Annotated in this window: 18 protein-coding genes and 1 other RNA gene; all 19 read left to right on the forward strand. The window is 44.8% G+C overall.

Annotated features, from left to right (window positions below; all coding sequences use genetic code 11):
• The first annotated feature begins 138 nt into the window (after positions 1-138).
• The 19 genes from rnpB to IE104_RS01500 all read left to right on the forward strand — a co-directional run bounded on the left by rnpB (position 139) and on the right by IE104_RS01500 (position 22,036).
• Positions 139-537, forward strand: an RNA gene (gene rnpB, locus IE104_RS01410) — RNase P RNA component class A.
• Between the two features lie 665 nt (positions 538-1,202).
• A complete protein-coding gene (locus IE104_RS01415; protein WP_189415375.1) occupies positions 1,203-1,748 on the forward strand; it encodes a hypothetical protein in 546 nt (181 codons plus the stop codon).
• 431 nt (positions 1,749-2,179) lie between these two features.
• The gene (mraZ, locus tag IE104_RS01420) at positions 2,180-2,620 is read left to right on the forward strand and encodes a division/cell wall cluster transcriptional repressor MraZ (RefSeq protein WP_189415377.1); all 441 of its coding nucleotides are present in this window, start codon (positions 2,180-2,182) and stop codon (positions 2,618-2,620) included.
• A gap of 9 nt (positions 2,621-2,629) precedes the next feature.
• Entirely contained in the window at positions 2,630-3,562 is a 933-nt protein-coding gene (rsmH, locus tag IE104_RS01425; protein WP_189415379.1) for a 16S rRNA (cytosine(1402)-N(4))-methyltransferase RsmH, read from the forward strand.
• Positions 3,563-3,602: 40 nt separating this feature from the next.
• Positions 3,603-3,914 carry a cell division protein FtsL gene (gene ftsL / locus IE104_RS01430; RefSeq protein ID WP_189415381.1) on the forward strand — a complete coding sequence of 104 codons (312 nt, stop codon included), beginning with the start codon at positions 3,603-3,605 and terminating at the stop codon, positions 3,912-3,914.
• A complete protein-coding gene (locus IE104_RS01435) occupies positions 3,907-5,784 on the forward strand; it encodes a peptidoglycan D,D-transpeptidase FtsI family protein (RefSeq protein ID WP_189415383.1) in 1,878 nt (625 codons plus the stop codon). Before ftsL ends, IE104_RS01435 begins: the two co-directional genes overlap by 8 nt.
• The gene (locus tag IE104_RS01440) at positions 5,781-7,376 is read left to right on the forward strand and encodes a UDP-N-acetylmuramoyl-L-alanyl-D-glutamate--2,6-diaminopimelate ligase (RefSeq protein WP_189415385.1); all 1,596 of its coding nucleotides are present in this window, start codon (positions 5,781-5,783) and stop codon (positions 7,374-7,376) included. The genes IE104_RS01435 and IE104_RS01440 overlap by 4 nt, the downstream gene beginning before the upstream one ends.
• Complete coding sequence (locus IE104_RS01445; RefSeq protein ID WP_189415387.1) at positions 7,376-8,755, forward strand: UDP-N-acetylmuramoyl-tripeptide--D-alanyl-D-alanine ligase; 1,380 nt, start codon at positions 7,376-7,378, stop codon at positions 8,753-8,755. Before IE104_RS01440 ends, IE104_RS01445 begins: the two co-directional genes overlap by 1 nt.
• Positions 8,755-9,837: a phospho-N-acetylmuramoyl-pentapeptide-transferase gene (mraY, locus tag IE104_RS01450; protein WP_189415389.1), complete on the forward strand. Its 1,083-nt coding sequence runs from the start codon at positions 8,755-8,757 to the stop codon at positions 9,835-9,837. The genes IE104_RS01445 and mraY overlap by 1 nt, the downstream gene beginning before the upstream one ends.
• Positions 9,838-9,893: 56 nt before the next feature.
• A complete protein-coding gene (gene murD, locus IE104_RS01455; protein ID WP_189418198.1) occupies positions 9,894-11,249 on the forward strand; it encodes a UDP-N-acetylmuramoyl-L-alanine--D-glutamate ligase in 1,356 nt (451 codons plus the stop codon).
• Positions 11,246-12,469, forward strand: coding sequence for a putative lipid II flippase FtsW (gene ftsW, locus IE104_RS01460; RefSeq protein ID WP_229837563.1), 1,224 nt, complete (start codon positions 11,246-11,248; stop codon positions 12,467-12,469). Before murD ends, ftsW begins: the two co-directional genes overlap by 4 nt.
• Complete coding sequence (gene murG, locus IE104_RS01465; RefSeq protein ID WP_189415391.1) at positions 12,466-13,587, forward strand: undecaprenyldiphospho-muramoylpentapeptide beta-N-acetylglucosaminyltransferase; 1,122 nt, start codon at positions 12,466-12,468, stop codon at positions 13,585-13,587. The genes ftsW and murG overlap by 4 nt, the downstream gene beginning before the upstream one ends.
• Before the next feature lie 40 nt (positions 13,588-13,627).
• Positions 13,628-15,016, forward strand: coding sequence for a UDP-N-acetylmuramate--L-alanine ligase (gene murC, locus IE104_RS01470; protein ID WP_229837789.1), 1,389 nt, complete (start codon positions 13,628-13,630; stop codon positions 15,014-15,016).
• Positions 15,017-15,029: 13 nt separating this feature from the next.
• Positions 15,030-15,968: a D-alanine--D-alanine ligase gene (locus IE104_RS01475; protein WP_189415394.1), complete on the forward strand. Its 939-nt coding sequence runs from the start codon at positions 15,030-15,032 to the stop codon at positions 15,966-15,968.
• 19 nt (positions 15,969-15,987) lie between these two features.
• Positions 15,988-17,160: a cell division protein FtsQ/DivIB gene (locus IE104_RS01480; protein WP_229837564.1), complete on the forward strand. Its 1,173-nt coding sequence runs from the start codon at positions 15,988-15,990 to the stop codon at positions 17,158-17,160.
• 75 nt (positions 17,161-17,235) lie between these two features.
• Entirely contained in the window at positions 17,236-18,477 is a 1,242-nt protein-coding gene (gene ftsA, locus IE104_RS01485; RefSeq protein ID WP_189415396.1) for a cell division protein FtsA, read from the forward strand.
• Positions 18,478-18,543: 66 nt separating this feature from the next.
• Positions 18,544-19,728: a cell division protein FtsZ gene (gene ftsZ / locus IE104_RS01490; protein WP_189415398.1), complete on the forward strand. Its 1,185-nt coding sequence runs from the start codon at positions 18,544-18,546 to the stop codon at positions 19,726-19,728.
• A 194-nt stretch (positions 19,729-19,922) separates the two neighbouring features.
• Positions 19,923-20,834: a UDP-3-O-acyl-N-acetylglucosamine deacetylase gene (lpxC, locus tag IE104_RS01495; protein WP_189415400.1), complete on the forward strand. Its 912-nt coding sequence runs from the start codon at positions 19,923-19,925 to the stop codon at positions 20,832-20,834.
• A 272-nt stretch (positions 20,835-21,106) separates the two neighbouring features.
• A complete protein-coding gene (locus IE104_RS01500; protein WP_189415402.1) occupies positions 21,107-22,036 on the forward strand; it encodes a M23 family metallopeptidase in 930 nt (309 codons plus the stop codon).
• The last annotated feature ends 61 nt before the right edge of the window (positions 22,037-22,097 follow it).

Below are 22,097 nucleotides of genomic sequence, written 5' to 3' on the forward strand. Positions count from 1 at the left end.
TCCATAAAATACCAGCCGTCTAATGATTTTGGCATGAGGATGCGCATTAACTTAATCACGCTTTGTGATCCAGTAGTCAGTCGCTACAAACACGGAATTTACTTGTGCTTTTGAAACCTTGGGGGTAGTGTGCGCGCCGGAGTTGGCTAGACAGTCGCTCTGGCGTTAACTGCCTGACTCGCTTGCGTGTTAGCTGGTGCGCTGGGGAGGAAAGTCCGGGCTCCATAGGGCAGAGCGCCAGGTAACGCCTGGGAGGTGTGAGCCTACGGAAAGTGCAACAGAAAGCAAACCGCCTAAGTTCAAGGTGCTACTTGTAGCAAACCAGAACCGGTAAGGGTGAAAGGGTGCGGTAAGAGCGCACCGCGCGGCTGGTAACAGTCCGTGGCACGGTAAACCCCGCTCGGAGCAAGACCAAATAGGAATCCTTCAGGTGCGGCCCGCACTGGATTCGGGTAGGTTGCTTGAGGCTTGTGGCGACACAAGTCCCAGATGAATGACTGTCCACGACAGAACCCGGCTTATCGGCTAGCTCCACCAATTGTTACCCCAGATAAATTCTGGAAATGAATCCCGAAACTGGCGACGGTTTCGGGATTTTTATTGTTGATAAAAATAATCGGGGCGATTAAAAATTTAATATTGCGGGAGTTAAGCCTGTAAAGCCAATTAACAATACAGCTGGATCTGGTTTTGTCGAGAGCTAGCAAGTCGCAACCAACTTTAATCCGGTTAGCTAATCTAGTGAATCATGTTATTCACCGCTAGGTGTATTCGTCTTGTGTTTCAACATTTAAAAATTAATCAGCTTGCCTGATTAGCGAACCACTTTTTACCTCTCTTGCCATTTTCAAAACACAATGTTTGATGCATTGTCTAGGTTGGTTTTTAATTAAAATATTTAGAGTTTTAAAAATTGTCAGGAATATTTGAGATGTTTAGCAAATTCACCGATTGTATTTAACCTCGTGTTATTGAGATATTAAGTGCCAAGTCTAGTTGAACTAGTTTTTGAATTGTCGTTTAAATATTTATTTAAAAATAAATATTCATAGTTAGTGAGACCTTTTGTCTGTACAAAAACTTATTTTATTTATATTTGGTTTATAAAAAGCCGATTTCGTAACACATTGATTCTTTTTATCTCGGTAAACTGTGATCTTATAAACGGCGACCATTGAAGAATTTGGATTAAGGATAGAGATATGAAAAAACTATTGTTCCTGATACTACTGCTTTCGTCTCAAGTGTTGTATGCAACACCTATTACGTTAGCGTTCGAATTTCTAGAGAGTTCAACGCCGGAGCGTCAAGGTCGCCTTGTTCTAACGGGAGATATGAGTTTCAGTGGAACACATCCAGTTTTTAGTAATGTTTTACAGGGCTATATTCATTCCTCGGGTATGACATATATGTTTGGCGCCACTCATTTTCGTTACGATTCGCTAGTAGGAAATGAATGGGGTAAAGGGTACGGTATAATGCACGTAAACGGAAAATATGTAGATGCTAAGGGTTTCGAGCAATCTGTATTAGCCTATTGTGAAGGGTTTGAAGACCGTTTTGCGAAAACAGGGTTGTTGGATGGTGAGGGTTATTTTCAGCTTGGCCACGCATCCAATTATCTTCCTGCACGTTTAAAATTATTAGTTGGTGAGCCGGCCTCTTGGTTGCTTTGTTTGGTGGGTGTTATTTTTTCCCTTCTCAGGTCGCGGGTTGACTCAGTCGCATCTAGGAGAGAATCCGAATGAGTGTTTGATGATGCTTCTCTTCAATATAATTCGAGGTCATCATAAAAAACTAGTCAAAAACAGATGGGTGTGTAATATTTGCCCTCTCAAAAATATCCCCCGTTAGTTGGTTATAGACCGCTTCCTTCTAAAAAATCACTTCTTTTAACCCAAAATAATTTCAAAGTTAAAGTGTTACTTTAACTTCGCGCGCCATTCTTTTGATTTTGCTGGATATATCGCTTTTCATCTTTTCCTGATCCCTACTAATTCCCTGCTGTTGTCTTCCAAATCCTGTTTTTTAGCGTGATTTTCCCCGCTTTTTACCGATTGCTTGCTTGACTTTGAGTCTTCCCGATTTATAGTGTGCGTTGTGGAAAAAAGTGGGTTTTAGTGGTGTTTTGTGGAAAATTCCAACTAATAACGACAGCAAAAACAAAAAGTGGTGAAACGTGTTCACAGGTAGTAACTCCATCAGCATGGACCCCAAGGGTCGCATGGCGATACCGACTCGCGTACGCGAAGAGTTGGTGGCGTCTTGTGGCGGGCGCCTAGTGGTAACTGCGCATACGCAAGATCGCTGCTTATTGGTGTATCCCGAGCCTGAATGGTTGGAGCTATTGCCGCAAATCGAAGCACTTCCCAGCTTTAACAAAGTTTCCCAGCGCACCAAGCGCATCCTGATTGGTTATGCCACTGCATTGGAGATCGATGCCAGTGGTCGTGTGCTCGTCCCGCCAACCCTGCGTGAATACGCGAATCTTGATAAAAAAATGATGTTGGTTGGTCAGGGCAAAAAGCTGGAGTTGTGGAGTGAAGGAAGTTGGCTGGCGCTGTTGGATGAGCCTGCTGACGACGAAATTCCCAGCGAAATGCTCTCGCTTTCGCTTTAGGAGCAATTCGTGACTCAACTCCAACATGTCACCGTACTTTTGCAGGAAGCGGTTGACGCGCTAGTTACTAATCCCGCTGGTTTTTATGTCGACGGTACTTTTGGTCGTGGTGGCCATAGTGCGTTGGTGCTGGAGCGCTTATCGGCTGATGGCCGTTTGCTTGGTATTGATAAAGACCTTGCGGCAATTGCGGTGGCAAACGAGCGCTTTGCGCAGGATTCCCGTTTCGAGATTGCGCACGGTTCGTTTGCGGAACTTGGCGATTTGATTGAAGCGCGCACCATGACCGGCAAGGTCGATGGTGTGTTGTTGGATTTGGGCGTGTCATCGCCCCAGTTGGATGAGGCGGAGAGAGGCTTCAGTTTCCAAAACGATGGCCCGCTGGATATGCGTATGGATCAAACCCGTGGTCAGAGCGCAGCTGAATGGGTGAATACAGCGGCCGAAGAAGATATCGCTTATGTGTTGAAAGAGTTTGGTGAGGAGCGATTTGCCAAGCGCATGGCGCGCGCGATTGTTGTCGAGCGTCAAACCAAACCATTTTCTCGCACCAGGCATTTGGCGGAAGTGATTAAGGAAGCTAATCCAGCGTGGGAAAAAGGCAAGCATCCGGCAACGCGCGCTTTCCAGGCAATTCGCATTCATGTGAATAACGAATTGACGGATTTGGATGCAGTCTTAGAGCAGGCGTTGGAAGTTTTAGCTGTTGGTGGCCGCCTGGTTGTGATCAGTTTTCACTCTTTGGAAGATCGAGTAGTGAAACGTTTTATTCGTCGCCAGGAGTTGGGTGACCCTGTTCCGCGCGGCTTGCCTATTCGCGATGAACAATTAAATAAACGTATGCGCTCTTGCGGAAAAGCAATTAAAGCTAGCGATAGCGAAGTGGATATAAATGTGCGATCGCGCAGCGCGATCATGAGAGTCGCGGAGAAAATTTCTTAATAATTAATTAAAAACGATCACACAAATTAATAGGAACATCATGAGTCAATACCAATCAAGAACACCAAAACGCATAGCGCCTTGGGCGTTATTGTTGGTGGCTTGTCTCTGGATTTCGGTGATTGTTTCTGCGCTTGCAGTTGTGTCATCTACACAGCAAGTTCGTCGTGACGTAAATCAATTGGAAACCCTGCGCCGTGAAGCCTCTCATTTGCAGGTTGAGTGGGGGCAATATTTACTCGAAGAAAGTACTTGGGCTGCGTACAGTCGAATCGAAGGCATAGCAAATAAAGAATTAAACATGATTGCACCAACAACTGAGCATGTGGTGATGGTGCCTGCTGATGATTAGAACCTCCTATGCCAAAACTCTTGAGAGTAATCCGCAAATACCAAAACCGCGCAGCCCATTAAAGGTTGCGCGTTGGCGTTTTTATTGTGTCGTAGGTGTGATGGGCGTTTTAGTATTTGTGCTAATTGGGCACGTCGCCAGTTTGCAGGTTTTACCAAACGCCGATAAGGGTTTTGAATTTTTACAGGTGCAAGGCGAAGCGCGCACTTTACGGAATGAATTAATCCCGGCTTATCGCGGTGTAATTACTGATCGCAATGGTGCTCCGCTCGCGGTGAGCACGCCGGTTGCAACTCTTTGGGCGAATCCAAAAGTGTTGCTGCAATCGCCACAACGTTTTGCAGAATTGGCAAAAGCTCTAGGTATCAATAAAGCGGATATGGAATCTCGCCTAACACGTTATGCCAGTAAAGAGTTTATGTATTTGCAGCGCCAAATGGCCCCTGATGCCGCACAAAAAATTATGGATTTGGATATTCCAGGCGTAAACGTACAAACGGAATACCATCGTTATTATCCTGCGGGTGAAGTGGTTTCGCATTTGGTTGGTATGACAGATGTTGATGATCGCGGTCAAGAAGGCATGGAAATGGCTTATGACGTTTGGCTGAGCGGTGAAAATGGTTCCAAGCAAGTCCTTAAGGATTTAAAAGGCCGTACCGTTAAAGAGTTGCAATTAATTAAAGCGGCGCGTGCCGGACAAAATCTCACCTTGAGCATCGATTTACGTTTGCAATATCTCGCTTATCGCGAATTAAAAAAAGCGGTGGAAGATAGCAGTGGAATTGCGGGTTCACTGGTGATTTTAGATGTAGAAAGTGGTGAGGTTTTGGCGATCACTAACTATCCATCATACAACCCAAATGATCGTGGTCAGGCAAAAGGCCAAGCTTTACGCAATCGCGCAATCACCGATATTTATGAGCCGGGTTCAACCATGAAACCGCTGGCAATTTTGGCCGCATTGGAATCCGGAAAATTTAAATCTACTGATGTTATTGATACAAATCCAGGTCGGTTTTTAGTAGGCACAAAAACAATTACCGATGACGGTTTTAACTATGGTGTGCTGGATTTGCCCATGGCAATTGCAAAATCCAGCAACATCGCCATGTCAAAAATTGCATTGCAGTTAGATGCAAATGCTTTAACAAATATGTATAGCCGTTTGGGGATTGGTCACCCAACAGGAACTTATTTTCCTGGCGAATCATCTGGTCGTGTTCCAGCACTTAAAGTTGGTCAGCTTATTGAGCGTTGCAACGTAGCTTTCGGATATGCAATGAATTTGACTGTGCTGCAAGTAGTGCAAGCTTATTCGGTGATTGCTAACGGAGGAGTGAAGCGCCCCATCTCTTTAACAAAAATAGACGTAGCTCCCAAAGGCGAAGTCGTTGTCGATAAAAAATATACCGATGAAGTAAAAAATATGTTGTTACGTGTTGTGGGTACTGAGGGTACCGGTAAACGCGCGCGTACAATTTCATACACAGTTGCTGGAAAAACAGGAACTGCTTTCAAGTCTATTGCCGGTCATTACACACACAAGCAAATTTCTTCATTCGTAGGTATGGCACCTGTAGAAAATCCGCGCATTGTTGCCATGGTTGTTATTGATGAGCCACAAGGTGCGGGTACAACGGCAAATGGCGGCATGGTTGCGGCGCCCGCATTTTCTAAAGTGGCTGAAGATGCATTACGTATGTTGCAAGTTCCACCGGATGCAACCATTGAGCAGGTTGAGGAAGTAAAAGCATTTGCCGCTCGAACAGCTAAGCAAGCTGCGGACAAAGCAGCGAAATTAAAAGCCCAGCAAGAAGCAGAGCAGTTGCCCGTGGTTCAATCACAGGAGGCGCTGCCAATTCAATGATGCCGCTCTCACAAAGAATCACCTTACAGAATTTATTGCCCGGCATAAATTTGGGTAGCGCAGCACCAATAAATATTAGCGGTGTGAAATTAGATTCACGTGCAATTGAGCCTGGCGACGTTTTTATTGCGTTAGTTGGTGCAAAAATTGATGGGCGTCAATTTATTGCTAAAGCAATTGAACAAGGCGCTGTGGGAATTTTGGTTGAAGCTGATAAGCAATGGCAGGGCACCAATTGGATTGGCAAAGTACCGGTTATTGCAATTGATGGTTTGGCAAATCAGGTAAGCCAAATTGCCGGAAATTTCTATGCGCATCCAAGTCTGCGTTGTCGTTTGATTGGTGTGACCGGCACCAATGGAAAAACAACGTGCGCACTCCTGATTGCGCAGCTCGCGGCTTTACTCGCCACACATAAAGCGGAGACTGCGGGAGTCGTGGGGACTTTGGGTTTTGGTGTCCTGGATGCTAATTCCCTGGCACCTCTGGACCAACAAATTAGTGCAATACAGTCAACGGGTTTAACGACCCCTGACCCGGTCACACTTCAAAAAATTCTAGCCGACTTAGTCGAACAAAAAGCAAAGACTATCGCAATAGAGGTTTCATCGCACAGTTTGGTTTTAGGTCGAGTTGCTGCGTTGCAATTTGATACGGCTATTTTTACCAACCTCACCCAGGATCATCTGGATTTTCATGGTGACTTAGCAAGCTATGGCAAAGCCAAAGCGCAATTATTAAAGCACGCCAATTTGAAATACGCGATTGTAAATGCGGATGATGCATGGGCAAAAAATCTGCTAGAGCAAATGCCAGAAAATGTATCAGCCGTTAGTTTTTCTATAAACAATAATGATGCAGATGTGTATTTATCAAATCTTACATTAACTGCAAGCGGAGCTAGTGCCCAGCTTCACTCTCCTTGGGGCGTAGCAGAACTAATCGCACCTTTTATCGGCAAATTTAATTTGAGTAATTTGTTGGCGGTTATTGCTGCTATGTGTGTAGGTGATGCAGATCTTAAATCGGTAATGAATTTAATTCCTCAGTTGCAAGCTGCTCCTGGTCGCATGCAATCGGTTGTTTTGGATGATAGCCAACAAGACATCCAAGTGATTGTTGATTATGCACATACACCGGATGCACTTGAAAATACACTTCAGGCGATTCGTGAGCATACACAATCAAGAGTTTGGTCAGTATTTGGATGTGGTGGTGATCGCGATAAAACCAAGCGCCCTTTAATGGGCCGAGTTGCTGAAATGCACAGCGATTACGTCATCATCACTAATGATAATCCCCGCAACGAAGAACCCTCTGCTATAGCAGCAGACATTATCCGCGGGTTACATAATCCGAATGGTTGTTTAGTTATTGCAGATCGTGCTCAGGCAATCGACTTTGCGATTCAACAAGCAAAGTCAGGTGATTTAATTTTAATTGCAGGTAAAGGTCATGAGGATTATCAGATTTTTGCCGAACAAACGATTGCGTTTAGTGACACCAAGCAAGCGCGTTTGGCGTTGCAGCGTCGTATTGCAAAACGTGATTTAGAAAATTTCAATGAACAAGATCAACAGGGGAGCTTGTGATGATTGCGCCTCTGACATTAACTCAGGTTGCAGAATACTGCCGAAACTCGCTCAACGCTGAAGTGCATAATGGTGATGTGGCATTTACGAATGTTAATACCGATACCCGTACATTAGTGGCAGGTGATTTGTTTGTAGCTTTACGTGGTGAAAATTTTGATGCGCATAATTTTTTGCAGCAAGCTGCTGCAAAAAATGTCTGTGGATTAGTTGTTGAAAAATTTGATCCGAGTGTCAATTTGCCGCAATTGATTGTAAAAGATACCTTGTTGGCATTGGGTCAAATTGCGGCTATGAACCGTAATGCATTTAATAAGCCGGTGTTAGCTATTACTGGCAGCAGCGGAAAAACCACTGTCAAAACCATGCTTGCAGATATTTTGCGTGAGTGTGGAGATGTTCATGCCACTAAAGGTAATCTCAATAATCATATTGGCGTACCGCTTACGTTATTACAGTTAAATGCAAATCATGATTTTGCTGTAATAGAAATGGGTGCAAGTGCGATTGGTGAAATAGAATATTTGTGCTCCCTTGCACGTCCACAAGTCACCATGATTAACAATGTCATGCCTGCACATATCGCAGGTTTTGGTTCTATCGAGGGCGTTGCTAAAGCGAAGGGTGAAATTTACCAAGGCTTAACGTCTGCTGATATTGCTGTTGTTAATATAGATGACAAATTTTCCGCACAATGGCTGGTAAATCTTAATGCTCCAGCTACTCGAGTATCGCTTCACAACACTCAAGCCGATTGCTATTCAGAAAAAATTACTTTCTCTGCAGATTCGGTTGCATTCGATTTAGTAATTCACGATAAAAAAATTCCAGTCTCTATAAATGCTTTAGGTGAGCACAGTGTGCGCAACGCGTTAATGGCTGCTGCTATGGCTCATGCGGTTGGCGCGAGCTTGGAGAGTATCAAGCAAGGCTTGGGTAATTTTTCTGCCGTTGGTGGTCGTATGAGTCGACACATTGGCACCAATCAATCGTTAATTATTGATGATAGCTATAACGCTAACCCTGGTTCGGTACGCGTTGCAATTGATGTGTTGGCTGCGCGCAATGGAAAGCGAATTTTAGTTTTGGGTGATTTGGCAGAGCTCGGCGCAAACGCCGAAAGTCTTCATGCCCAATTGGGCGCTTATGCCAAGCAACAAAACATTGATCATTTTTATACCTTGGGTGTGTTAACAAAACATGCTAGCGAAAGCTTTGGTTCACAAGTTGACCAGCATCATTTTGTCGAGCGCGACTTATTGATCGCAGCGTTAAAAAAACAAGCAACACCTGACACAACAATTTTAATCAAAGGTTCTCGCAGCGCCAAAATGGATTTGGTGGTGAGTGCACTTTGCTCCAGCGGAGAAAACCACTAATGCTATTTTGGCTTGCAGAACAATTAAAAGAACACGTTCATGGGTTTGCTGTATTTCAGTACCTGACCTTGCGTGCCATCCTTGGTGTGCTTACGGCTTTGGGAATTTCCTTGCTGCTAGGTCCCTGGTTTATTCGCCGCTTGAGTGAATTAAAAATTGGTCAATCAGTTCGCAATGATGGTCCGCAAACACATTTGTCCAAATCGGGTACGCCAACTATGGGTGGCGCACTCATTTTGGTTGCAATATTTGCGAGTACATTACTGTGGTCTGATTTAAGTAATCGTTATGTTTGGGTGGTTATGATTGTCACCGCAATCTTTGGTGCAGTAGGTTGGGTGGATGACTATCGTAAAGTTGCGAAAAAAGATTCACGCGGCTTGCCTGCACGCTGGAAATATTTTTGGCAATCCATTGCAGGTTTTGGTGCAGCAATATTTTTGTATTACGCAGCAGCTACTCCTGCGGAGACACAACTCTTTATTCCCTTCTTTAAAAATGTTGCGCTTGATTTAGGTCTTTTTTATATCGTTTTTTCTTATTTCGTCATTGTCGGAACAAGTAATGCGGTAAATCTAACGGACGGCTTGGATGGCTTGGCAATTATGCCGTGTGTAATGGTTGCGGGTGCTTTGGCGTTAATTGCGTATTTGGCCGGTAACTTAAAGTTTTCTGATTATCTTCATATTGCATACATTCCTGGCGCTGGCGAATTGGTTGTTTTTTGCTGCGCAATGGTAGGTGCTGGTTTGGGCTTTTTATGGTTCAACACCTATCCGGCAACGGTATTTATGGGCGACGTAGGTGCGCTTGCATTAGGCGCGGCGCTGGGTGTAATCGCCGTTATTGTCCGTCACGAAATTGTACTGTTCATTATGGGCGGCATTTTCGTACTGGAAACCGTTTCCGTAATTTTGCAGGTTGCCTCATTTAAATTAACTGGAAAACGCATTTTCCGTATGGCGCCTATACATCACCATTTTGAATTAAAAGGTTGGCCGGAGCCGCGCGTGATTGTGCGTTTCTGGATTATTACCTTGATGTTGGTATTAATCGGTTTAGCAACACTGAAGATTCGTTAATCCATTCTCGCGTAGCGAGATGCCTTTAAAAAGGTTGAGAAAAAGCTGTGACACAAATGATCGCCACAAATCGCATTAAAGCTGTTATCGGTACCGGGATTACTGGTTTATCGGTAGCGCGTTTTCTTGCGCAACAACAAAAGGCATTTGTGTTGCTGGATACTCGTACTTGTCCACCCAATATCGAAAAAATTAAAGCTGAGTTTCCTGAAATACAGTTAGAGCTTGGTGAATTAAATGTAGATACTTTGCTCAGCTGCGAAGAAATTATTGTTAGCCCGGGTATATCAGTCGAAACACCTGCTATAGCTGCGGCTAAGGCTGCGAACATTCCTGTGGTTGGCGATATTGAATTATTTGTGCGTTATGCGAAAGCACCAATTGTTGCTATCACCGGCTCCAATGCGAAAAGTACGGTGACAACTTTAGTCGGCGAGATGGCAAGCAAAGCGGGAATTAAAGTTGCTGTCGGTGGAAATTTGGGAACCCCCGCGCTGGAGCTTCTGGCGGATGATATTGAGCTGTATGTGATGGAACTGTCCAGCTTTCAGCTAGAAACGGTGACCAAACTCAATGCCAAAGTTGCGACTATTTTAAATATCAGTGCTGACCATCTCGATCGTTACCCTGATATGCGCGCTTATATTCTCGCCAAATTACGTGTTTATTTTGGTGCGGAAAATATTGTTGTTAACCGTAATGATGTGCTTACGCACCCGCCGTTAGCGGCGAATGTTAAACCTATCTATTTTGGTGGTAAGGCAGATTTTGGTAGCTTTGGTCTTATTGAAGAAGATGGTGAAACTTTTCTGGCAAAAAATTTAAAGCCATTGCTGTCTTCGCGAGAATTAAAAATTAGCGGTAAACATAACCTTGATAACGCCTTGGCTGCTTTAGCTTTGGGTGATGCGGCGGGTATTCCAATAACGGCGATGGTTGAAACGCTTAAAGAGTTTCGCGGCTTACATCATCGCTGCGAATACGTGGCTACCAAAAATGGTGTAGATTTTTATAACGATTCCAAGGGCACGAATATTGGTGCAACAGTTGCGGCGATTAATGGATTAGCTCGTTCACCGGCGCAATTAATTGTTATTGCCGGTGGTGAAGGCAAGGGGCAAGACTTTTCTGAATTAAAACCTGCGCTGGCCAAAAATACCTGTCGTTTGGTTTTAATTGGTCGTGACGCGCCAGTCATTGCTGATGCTATAAAAGATGTTGCTCAATATGAATTCGCTGATTCTATGCAGGATGCCATTCATAAATCATTTGCGCGCGCTAATTCGGGTGATGCGGTGTTGTTATCACCCGCATGTGCAAGCTTCGATATGTTCAAAAACTATGAAGATCGTGGCGAACAATTTTGTGTCGGCGTATTGGCCCTTCAGGAAAAGGAGCCAGTTAAGTCATGACATCAGCCAATGCCATGTCATCTTACCAAGGTTCGAGTTTAACCTTGGGGCAGCGCGTAGATTGGCCGCTACTGTGTTTGTGGTTTGTGTTGCTATCCGTAGGATTAGTAATGGTGTCATCCGCATCCATTTCTTTTTCGGGAGCCTCGAAGTTCACGCATTACGACGCTTGGTATTTTGCGAAACGCCACTCGATATATTTGGTGATGGGTTTAATGTTGGCGATCTTCGTTGTCGCTATCCCAATTAGCATATGGGAAAAATACGCCGCACATTTTTTAATTTTTACCTTATTCCTTCTGCTCATTGTATTAATTCCTGGAATAGGCCATCGCGTTAATGGCAGCCGGCGCTGGTTGAATCTCGGCTTCATCATGGTTCAGGCTTCCGAGATTGCAAAAGTTTGCGCGATTATATTTTTTGCCAGTTTTTTCTCGCGTCGCTATCACGAGTTACATTTTGGTTGGCAGGGGTTTTTAAAGCCGTTGCTGTTGTTGGGCGTGTTTGTATTTCTGCTTTTGCTTGAGCCGGATTTTGGTAGCTCGGTGGTATTAACGGTGACAGTTATATCCATGATGTTCATCGCCGGCGTTCGTATTTGGCACTTCATGTTGCTCATTATTATTGCCGTAACCGGCATGGCATCCGTAGCTATCTTCTCACCCTACCGTATGCAACGTTTGGTTACTTATTTGGATCCTTGGGCCGATCCTTTAAATGGCGGCTATCAATTAACCCAGTCACTAATTGGTTTTGGTCGCGGTGAGTGGACTGGTTTAGGTTTAGGAAACAGTTTGCAAAAATTATTCTTTTTGCCGGAAGCACACACGGATTTTATTTTCGCGATTATCGCTGAGGAGTTCGGATTACTGGGCGCTGTTGTGATGGTGGGTTTATTCGCTGCCTTGGTAGTTCGCATTATTATGGTTGCCAAAAATAATTTGGCGCGCGGAAAAGTCTTTGCTGCGTTGGCTACCTTTGGTGTGGCGATCCTATTTAGCTTTCAGGTATTTGTAAATATTGGCGTGTCTTCCGGTTTGCTACCTACAAAAGGGCTGACTTTACCATTCATAAGTTACGGTGGAAGTAGCCTATTAATATGCTGCGCATTAATGGCATTTGTTTTGCGGGCACAGTGGGAAGTTGCTGGGTTAAATGGTGCAGAAGCTGTTGCATCACCTAAAGCTGAAAGCTCAAAACGTAAGGCTGTGATGTTATGACGTCAAACCTGTTTCAGCTAAACGCTAAGAATTTAACTGTCATGATCATGGCAGGCGGCACTGGTGGGCATGTGTTTCCTGCATTAGCCGTTGCCGATGTGCTTCGCAAAAGTGGCGCTCATGTGGAATGGTTAGGCACGCCTCGTGGAATTGAAAACTCTCTCATACCCGCTGCAAATATTGAGTTGCATCATATTCGCGTGGAAGGGGTGAGAGGACGTGGTTTTATCGGTCTGGTTAAAGCACCTTTCTTAATTGCGATGGCAATTTTGCAAGCTGTGTCGGTATTTAGAAAAGTAAAACCCAATGTAGTTATCGGCTTTGGCGGGTTTGCTTCTGGGCCTGGTGGAGTTGCAGCAAAAATGTTGGGTATACCATTAATTATTCATGAGCAAAATGCTGTAGCCGGAACAACAAATCGATTGTTATCAAAAATAGCAACACGAGTGCTAGCAGCTTTTTCAGGTGCGTTTTCTTCCGAAAAAATTGAATCGCAAATTGTTGGCAACCCTGTACGTGAAGATATTGCGAATTTGCCCGCTCCAACTAATCGTTACGATGAGCGTGCAATAAAAGAAGAGACGCTTCATTTATTAGTTTTGGGCGGTAGCTTGGGTGCAAAGGCCATTAACGAACTTGTGCCTCAATCTTTGGGAAAAATATTGCCACAGGAAAGACCGTTTGTGCGTCATCAATCAGGAAAGAATCATCTTGAATCGACTATTGCAAGCTATATGCAATATCAAGTTAATGCAAAAGTAGATGCATTTGTTGATGACATGGCAGCCGCATATGCATGGGCCGATATTGTTATTTGCAGAGCTGGAGCTTTAACCGTAAGTGAATTAGCAGCTGCTGGTGTTGCGTCAGTATTGATTCCGCTCCCAACAGCAATTGACGATCACCAAACACGTAATGCCGATATTTTGGTAAAGGCGGACGCAGGTATTGTGCTTGCACAAAAAGAATTAACAGCTGAAAAACTAACCGCTTTATTGACTGATCAATTGCATGAACGCGCCAATTTAAAACGCATGGCAACTAATGCGCGTTCGCTTGCGCTACCGCAAGCAGCAGAAACCGTTGCTACTATTTGTGTGGAGGTGGCCCGTGGATAAGGCCGCAAAAAATATTAAAGATTATTACGAAGTTCCTGAAATGCGCCGCATTCGTCGCATTCATTTTATTGGTATTGGCGGCGCAGGCATGAGCGGCATCGCAGAAGTATTGTTGAATCAAGGCTATGAAATATCTGGTTCGGATATTAAAGCATCAAGCGTTACTGAGTCGTTGGTTAAAAAAGGTGCCACTGTATTTGTTGGGCATGCATCTGAAAATGTTGTGGGTGCTGATGTAGTCGTAAATTCCAGTGCTGTGAATAATACAAATCCGGAAATTATTCACGCACGTAAACTGCGTATTCCTATTGTTCGCCGTGCAGAAATGCTGGGTGAGCTTATGCGCTATCGCCATGGCATTGCAGTTGCCGGAACCCATGGTAAAACAACTACCACCAGTTTACTGGCATCAATCCTGGCAGCTGCGAAACAAGATCCCACTTTTATTATTGGTGGTTTGGTTAATAGCACCGGAACCAATGCGCAATTAGGTGCAAGTCGCTATTTGGTTGCAGAAGCCGATGAAAGCGATGCATCTTTCTTACATCTTCAACCCATGGTTGCAATCGTAACCAATATAGATGCTGACCATATGGAGACTTATGGCGGCGATTTTTCAAAACTGAAAAAAACCTTTATCGATTTTTTACACAATTTACCTTTTTATGGTTTAGCTGTTTTGTGTGGTGAAGATCCTGTTGTACGCGACATTATTCCTGAAGTTGCCCGGCCAATTTTGACTTATGGATTTAGCGAGAAATGTGATTTTCACGCAATCAATATCAAGCAATCAAAAATGCAATCTGAATTCGATGTGGTCCGCCCGGGTCATGATAAGCCTTTGCATATTCTGTTAAATGCGGTGGGTATTCATAACGTACTGAACGCTACAGCTGTTATTGCCGTTGCAACAGATGAAGGCATAAGTGACGAAGCCATTCAGCAGGGATTGGCAAACTTCCAGGGTGTTGGTCGCCGTTTTCAAGTTTACGGAAATTTTCCTATCGGTAGCGGTGAAGCAATGCTGGTCGACGATTACGGTCATCATCCTCGCGAAGTTGCCGCCGTCATCAAAGCGGTGCGTGATGGTTGGCCTGAACGACGTTTAGTTATGGTTTACCAGCCTCATCGCTACACTCGTACTCGCGATTTATACGAAGATTTTGTCGAAGTTTTATCTACAGTCGATTCATTAATCATGCTTGAAGTTTATAGCGCAGGCGAAGATGCCATTCCAGGAGCGGACAGTCGCCACTTGTGCCGAAGCATTCGTGCACGCGGCGTTATCGAACCCATTTTTGTAGAAACGGTAGATGGTGTTCCAGACATTATTAAAGATTTGGTTCGCGCAGGTGACATTGTGATCACTCAAGGTGCGGGCAATGTGGGTGTGTTATCGCCCGAATTGGCAAAACGAAATTTGCAGTGAGGTTTTGACGTAAATGCAACCAGTAAAATTACCAATAAGCGATGAATTTAAAAAGCAACTTGGCCGTGTCGGTGTTTTGCTGGGCGGAACTTCATCGGAACGAGAAATTTCTTTGCAAAGCGGAGCAGCCGTTGTTGCTGCTCTCGCTGAAGCGGGCATTGAACATGTGGCTATTGATGTGGGTGATAACGCGATTGCTGATATTCAAGCTGCAAATATTGATCGTGCTTTTTTAGCTTTACATGGCGCCGGCGGTGAGGATGGTCGCATTCAGGCCGTATTAGAGTATTTAAAAATTCCATTTACGGGTAGTGGCGTACAGTCTTCGGCCCTGGCAATGGATAAATTGCGCACCAAACAATTATGGCGTGGTGTGAACTTATCGACTCCAGAATTTGCGGTGTTAACGGCAAATAGTGATTGGGCAAAAATACTTGCAGATTTAGGTGAGGCAATGGTTAAGCCCGCCCACGAAGGTTCGAGCATCGGCATGGATCGAGTAAAAACTGCGCAAGAGTTAGCCGAAGCTTTTGCGAACGCTGCAAAATATGATGGCAGCGTAATTGCGGAGCGTTTAATTGTCGGTAGCGAATTTACGGTGGCAATACTTGATGGTGAAGCTTTACCGCCAATCAAATTAGAAACTGATCATACGTTTTACGATTTCAACGCAAAATATATTGCCAACGATACTCGTTATATTTGTCCGTGCGGTCTAAGCCCGGAAAAAGAAGCTGAATTAAAAACGCTCGCGTTGGCTGCTTTTGACGCTGTAGGTTGTCAAGGATGGGGGCGTGTAGATGTGATGGCAGACAAATCGTTGAACTTTTATTTATTGGAAGTTAACACCGCGCCTGGAATGACAAGTCACAGCTTGGTTCCTATGGCTGCCAAAGTTCGCGGTTTGAGTTTCAGTGAATTGGTGTTAACTATTTTGCGTTGCAGTTTGTGAAGGTTGTGAACAGTCACGCATGAAAAACAAGCCACCACAAACGGATCGCCCGATAGTTTCTGACAGATTAGTCGGTGCTAATCGTCTATTTGAGCGAGATGTGCTTTTGCAGGAGAGTCCGCGTCGTGAGTCTCGCGCTAAAGCATCAATTATTGGCGATAAAAAGCTAACTGCTCGCGATGCTGTATCCACAAAAAAAATGGATAGCAAATCGGAAGCACCAAAGCAAAGTCGTCTTTTGGGGCGAGGGGCAACACCAAAAGAGAAAGCGGCACCGCTGGAGCGTAGCCGTGTAGTGTTTGATGATCCGATTATGGCGCGCAGTGAAACAAATCTGCGTCGAGAAAAAGGTTATAGCAAAGTTTCGCCCCAAGGCGGTAAAACTGCGTCTCCCTCGTCTGCGAAAATGACGGCGGTCGAGGAGGTCCGGGCGAAAGTATCGCGCAAAATTATTTATCGCGGTCTGGGCTTGGGGTTGTTGTTAACAACATTTGCAGGATTAGCTTATTTTGTTGCAGATCCTTTGGCGCATTTATTGGATCGACCGCTAAAAAGTGTTGCAGTGGAGGGGCAGTTTCAGTATTTGCCAAAAGATCGCGCGATGGAACTGATAGAAAAGGAAATCGACGGCGATTTCTTGCAATTAAATCTGGCCCGTTTAAAAAGTGAACTTCAAGAAGACCCGTGGGTCGACCATGTTTATCTGAGTCGTCGTTGGCCAGATACTTTGGTGGTGAAAATTGCGGAGCAAACTCCGATTGCGCGTTGGGACGCAAATGGTTTCTTAAATCAGCGCGGTGAAATCATTCGTGTTAAAGAAACCGACAAGCTTTCTGGCTTGCCTTGGTTGCAAGGAAATGAAATTAATGCGCGTGAAATTATGCAGCAATATCAGGATTTATCGACGCTGTTGCGCTCGCGCGGACTCGAAATTGTGGCGTTAAAGTGCGATAACAAAAAATCTTGGCGATTAACGCTAAAAAATGAGAAAGAAATTGCGATTGGACGTGAAGAAGTGATGGAAAAATTGCGTAGATTTGTTACTGTATACGATAAATTTTTAAGCAGTGTTTGGAGTGATGTTAAAGCGATTGATGTAAGGTATTCCAACGGTGTTTCGGTGCAATGGATTCCAGATTCCGAGACAGCAAAAAAGTACCTTAAAGCTGAAATCACCGCATCACAAAAGTAATTGAGTTAAACGACTGCAGTATAAAAATAATTAGCGATCTTCCCTAATGAAGATCGGACGAATGAGGTTCACCTGATGGCAAGTGTTAGTGACAACAAAATGATCGTAGGCCTGGATATTGGAACATCCAAGGTCGTCGCCATCGTTGGTGCTATTACTCCAGAAGGCATTCTTGAAATTGCAGGTATTGGTTCCCACCGTTCAACCGGTTTGAAAAAAGGTGTTGTAGTTAATATCGAGTCTACTGTGTTATCGATTCAACGCGCGATTGAAGAAGCTGAGCTGATGGCGGGTTGCCAAATTCATTCAGTGTATGCCGGGATTGCCGGTAGCCATATTCGCAGTTTGAATTCACACGGTATTGTTGCGATTCGTGATCGCGAGGTTTTCCCACAGGATTTGGAGCGCGTAATTGATGCCGCCCAAGCTGTAGCAATTCCAGCAGACCAAAAAATACTCCATATTTTGCCGCAAGAATTTTTAATTGATGACCAGGATGGCGTGAAAGAACCCCTGGGTATGTCCGGTGTGCGCTTGGAAGCCAAAGTTCATTTAGTAACTTGTGCAGTAAATGCCGCACAAAACATCGAAAAATGTATCCGTCGCTGTGGTTTGGAAGTTGAAGACATTATTTTGGAGCAATTGGCTTCCAGCTATGCAGTTCTAACAGACGATGAAAAAGAGTTAGGTGTTTGTGTTGTTGATATTGGGGGCGGTACCACTGACATCGCAATTTTTAAAGATGGAGCGATTCGCCACACTGGTGTTATCCCGATTGCGGGTGATCAAGTGACTAACGATATCGCCATGGCTTTACGTACTCCAACCCCCAATGCGGAAGATATAAAAATTAAATATGCCTGTGCGCTGGCTAAATTAACCAGCCCGGATGAAACCATCAAAGTGCCAAGTGTTGGTGATCGCCAACCGCGTGATTTATCTCGTCAGGCATTGGCCGAAGTTGTTGAACCACGTTATGACGAGCTATTTACTCTGGTGCAATCCGAGTTACGTCGCAGTGGTTACGAGGATTTAATTGCTGCCGGTATTGTTTTGACGGGTGGCACTTCAAAGATGGAAGGTGTTGTGGAGTTGGCTGAGGAAATTTTCCATATGCCTGTGCGTTTAGGTGCTCCACAAAATGTTCGTGGCTTGTCGGATATTGTGAATAATCCAATTTATTCGACAGCGGTTGGTTTGTTGATTTACGCAATGAAGCAGCAACATCAAGATAGTGGGCGCTCGGCGCATCACACAAAAGATGTACAAGGTTCAATTTTCGGAAAGTTGAAAAGACTCTTTCAAAGTAATTTTTAACTTTTTATTTAAATTTCGTTTTAAATTTTCAATTTTGCAGACTTGTTAAGGGAAAGGGGAGTGGCCATGTTTGAATTAGTAGATAGCATTCATCAAAGCGCTGTAATCAAAGTTATCGGTGTGGGCGGTGGCGGCGGCAACGCAGTCAAGCACATGATTGCGAATAAAGTGGAGGGCGTAGAATTTATTTGCGCTAACACTGACGCGCAAGCACTCAAAGACATTGATGCGCGCACTGTTTTACAACTCGGTAATACCATGACCAAAGGTCTTGGTGCCGGCGCGAATCCAGAGGTTGGCCGTCAGGCCGCAATGGAAGATCGCGAACGCATTGCTGAAGTTTTACGCGGTGCCGATATGGTATTCATCGCTGCTGGTATGGGCGGTGGTACTGGTACTGGTGGTGCGCCAGTTGTTGCAGAAGTTGCACGCGAGTTGGGAATTTTAACGGTTGCTGTGGTAACCAAGCCTTTCCCATTCGAAGGTCGCAAGCGTATGGCAATTGCTGATGCAGGTATTAAAGAATTGGGCGAGCGCGTTGATTCATTGATCACCATTCCAAATGAAAAATTGTTGTCTGTATTGGGCAAACAAACTTCTTTGCTGGATGCATTCAAAGCGGCAAACAATGTATTGCTCGGTGCAGTTCAAGGTATCGCTGACTTGATCATTCGCCCAGGTATGGTGAACGTAGACTTCGCAGACGTTCGTACTGTTATGTCTGAAATGGGCTTGGCAATGATGGGTACTGGTCGTGCAAGCGGTGAAAACCGTGCGCGCGAAGCGGCTGAAGCTGCTATTCGCAGCCCATTGTTGGAAGACGTAAATCTTCAAGGTGCTCGCGGTATTCTGGTGAACATCACTGCCGGTATCGATTTGTCTTTGGGTGAATACTCAGAAGTGGGTAGTATCATCGAAGAGTTCGCATCAGGTGATGCGACTGTTGTGGTGGGTACTGTAATTGATCCGGAAATGACTAACGAGTTGCGTGTAACTGTAGTTGCAACCGGTTTGGGCGTAGTTGGTCATGTTGCGGCACCAGCACCGAAAGAAGTGGTTAAGCCTGCGCCGACCAAAGTTGTTATCGACAATACTCGTCGCAGCTCTGGCCAAATTGATTACAGTGCGTTGGATCGCCCAGCACATTTGCGCGCGAATGCTTCTTCGCACGCAGTTGCTGCTGCGCCTTTGGCTGACAAAGATCTGGAATATCTGGATATTCCAGCGTTTTTGCGCCGCCAAGCTGACTAATTAAGTCTTGGCTATAAGGGCAATTGGCGTACCTAATTGGTCTCTTGCCCTTGATATTGATAGTATGGCCCCATTAAAGATATAGACGGTCAGGCTAGATTGTCTCTATCTGTTCAAAATACTCAACAGCATCCCTAACAAGTCGCTCCCGCTGTTGAGTATTTGGACCTTCTCAATGATTAAGGGCTGCTTTCATGATTAAACAAAGAACACTCAAAAATGCCATTCGTGCAACGGGTGTTGGTCTGCATACTGGCCAGAAAATTTATTTAACCCTTCTTCCTGGTGAGATCGATTCGGGGATTATTTTTCGCCGCGTTGACCTCAACCCCCCGGTTGAAATTAAAGCTACCGCTCACAATGTTGGCGAGACTACTTTATCTACCTGTTTGATCAGTGGTGACGTGCGGGTATCTACCGTTGAGCATATTTTGTCCGCTATGGCAGGGTTGGGTATCGATAACGCGGTTGTTGAGCTGGATGCGCCCGAAGTACCTATTATGGACGGTAGCGCCGGACCATTTATCTTCTTGCTTCAATCGGCCGGTGTACAAGAGCAGGATGCACCCAAAAAATTTGTGCGTGTTTTGAAAGAAGTTACCCTTAAAGATGGCGATAAGGTCGCCACTTTCCTGCCATTTGATGGTTTCAAGGTCAATTTTTCGATCGCTTTTGATCTTCCTGTGTTCCAAGGGCGCAATCTTGAGACTACCGTAGATTTCTCCAGTAAATCATTCGTGCAGGAAATCAGCCGTGCCCGTACCTTCGGTTTTATGCACGAAATTGAATACTTGCGCTCCAAAGGCTTGGCTCAGGGCGGCAGCATGGATAACGCCATCGTTGTCGATGAGTACCGCATCCTTAACGAAGATGGTTTGCGTTACGAAGATGAGTTTGTGAAGCATAAAGTGCTTGATGCCATAGGTGATTTGTACCTTTTAGGTAACAGTTTGCTGTGCGAGTACCGCGCCCATAAATCAGGCCACTCGTTGAACAACAGAGCTTTACGTCTGTTGATGGAACAAAAGGACGCATGGGAATACGTGACGTTTGAGGATGAGCAGAGCGCGCCGATTACCTTCTCCAGAGCTGCGTCAGCGGCTTAAACCTGTAAATTGAGTTGTTCTACATGTGAAAGACAACTCAATTTTTGTTGGAAATTCCAGCCTCACTGTGAGATATTTCGCCCCCCGCAGCCAATAATTAGTTCGCAGGCTGCAAATTGCTAACCTTGAAAAACGTAACAGCAAATATAACTAGCTGATTTTTAAGGACAATTTAATTTCGCTTCCCTTGGTTTTTTAACCTTAATGCGAGCAAGCGAGTTTAATGTTGATGGCAAAAATACAGAGTCTCAGTCTCTAAGAATTTACGCTTAATGAAAATTATTATCGTCAACTCAGATCACGGACAAACCCGTAGTTTGACCCTTGGAGGTTGGACCCGTGCGTTTTTGTCTGTTTGTCTGTTGGGTATTCCGACGGTAATAGGTGCTTGGGGATACAGTTGGCTCGTTAACTTCGACAAAAAAGACGCGTTTAATGCCGAAGCACCTGGTTGGGGTTTAAGCCTTAGCGAGCAAAAAGAAAAACTTGAAAAATCCCGTAAACAAAGTGAAGGGCAGGTGGCAGCCCTAACAGCCAAAGTCGCTGAGCTGCAGGCTCGTTTGGTTCGTTTGGATGCTGTGGGTGAGCGACTGACTAAGGTCGCCAAGCTTGATAAAGGCGAATTCGATTTTCGCCAGTTGCCGGGTGTTGGCGGGCCTCTAAATAATGAGATAAGAGCTAATCCTTCACCAACCGATTTCCTTCTCACGATGGATCAGCTTACGCAGCATGTTCAAAATCGTGAGCAGCAATTTAAAGCACTAGATTCTATTCTTATTTCCCGCAGTTTTGACATGGAATCGCTATTCGACCGCTTGCCGGTAGAGAATGGCTACATGTCATCCACTTTCGGGTACCGCACAGATCCTTTTAACGGCAAACAGGAATTCCATTCAGGTATAGATTTTACTGCTCCCACGGGCACCGCAGTTACAGCGGTAGCGCCCGGTGTTGTTACCTCATCAATGCTCACAAGCGATTACGGAAACTTGCTTGAGATTAATCACGGTGGCAGTTTTGAAACGCGCTATGCACACAACAAAATCAATTTGGTAAAAGCGGGCGATGTAGTTAAAAAAGGCCAAGTCATCGCACTCGTTGGTTCAACAGGCCGCTCTACCGCTCCTCATGTTCACTTTGAAGTTTATAAAAATGGTCGCGTGGTAGATCCCGCAACCTATCTTCATACTGCAAGTCGTTAATTCTTTTCTCTTCGGCTAAGGCCGCTTCGTTTTCAATCTGGTATGCATCAGCAAATACCAG

It is taken from the genome of Cellvibrio zantedeschiae (genome assembly GCF_014652535.1).
Lineage (GTDB): Bacteria > Pseudomonadota > Gammaproteobacteria > Pseudomonadales > Cellvibrionaceae > Cellvibrio > Cellvibrio zantedeschiae.

Coding starts and splice junctions, on each gene's coding strand:
- IE104_RS01415 (WP_189415375.1), top strand. CDS start 1,203: ATGAAAAAACTATTGTTCCTGATACTACTGCTTTCGTCTCAAGTGTTG.
- ftsL (WP_189415381.1), top strand. CDS start 3,603: ATGAGTCAATACCAATCAAGAACACCAAAACGCATAGCGCCTTGGGCG.
- IE104_RS01435 (WP_189415383.1), top strand. CDS start 3,907: ATGATTAGAACCTCCTATGCCAAAACTCTTGAGAGTAATCCGCAAATA.
- IE104_RS01440 (WP_189415385.1), top strand. CDS start 5,781: ATGATGCCGCTCTCACAAAGAATCACCTTACAGAATTTATTGCCCGGC.
- IE104_RS01445 (WP_189415387.1), top strand. CDS start 7,376: ATGATTGCGCCTCTGACATTAACTCAGGTTGCAGAATACTGCCGAAAC.
- mraY (WP_189415389.1), top strand. CDS start 8,755: ATGCTATTTTGGCTTGCAGAACAATTAAAAGAACACGTTCATGGGTTT.
- murD (WP_189418198.1), top strand. CDS start 9,894: ATGATCGCCACAAATCGCATTAAAGCTGTTATCGGTACCGGGATTACT.
- ftsW (WP_229837563.1), top strand. CDS start 11,246: ATGACATCAGCCAATGCCATGTCATCTTACCAAGGTTCGAGTTTAACC.
- murG (WP_189415391.1), top strand. CDS start 12,466: ATGACGTCAAACCTGTTTCAGCTAAACGCTAAGAATTTAACTGTCATG.
- murC (WP_229837789.1), top strand. CDS start 13,628: ATGCGCCGCATTCGTCGCATTCATTTTATTGGTATTGGCGGCGCAGGC.
- IE104_RS01475 (WP_189415394.1), top strand. CDS start 15,030: ATGCAACCAGTAAAATTACCAATAAGCGATGAATTTAAAAAGCAACTT.
- IE104_RS01480 (WP_229837564.1), top strand. CDS start 15,988: ATGAAAAACAAGCCACCACAAACGGATCGCCCGATAGTTTCTGACAGA.
- ftsA (WP_189415396.1), top strand. CDS start 17,236: ATGGCAAGTGTTAGTGACAACAAAATGATCGTAGGCCTGGATATTGGA.
- ftsZ (WP_189415398.1), top strand. CDS start 18,544: ATGTTTGAATTAGTAGATAGCATTCATCAAAGCGCTGTAATCAAAGTT.
- lpxC (WP_189415400.1), top strand. CDS start 19,923: ATGATTAAACAAAGAACACTCAAAAATGCCATTCGTGCAACGGGTGTT.
- IE104_RS01500 (WP_189415402.1), top strand. CDS start 21,107: ATGAAAATTATTATCGTCAACTCAGATCACGGACAAACCCGTAGTTTG.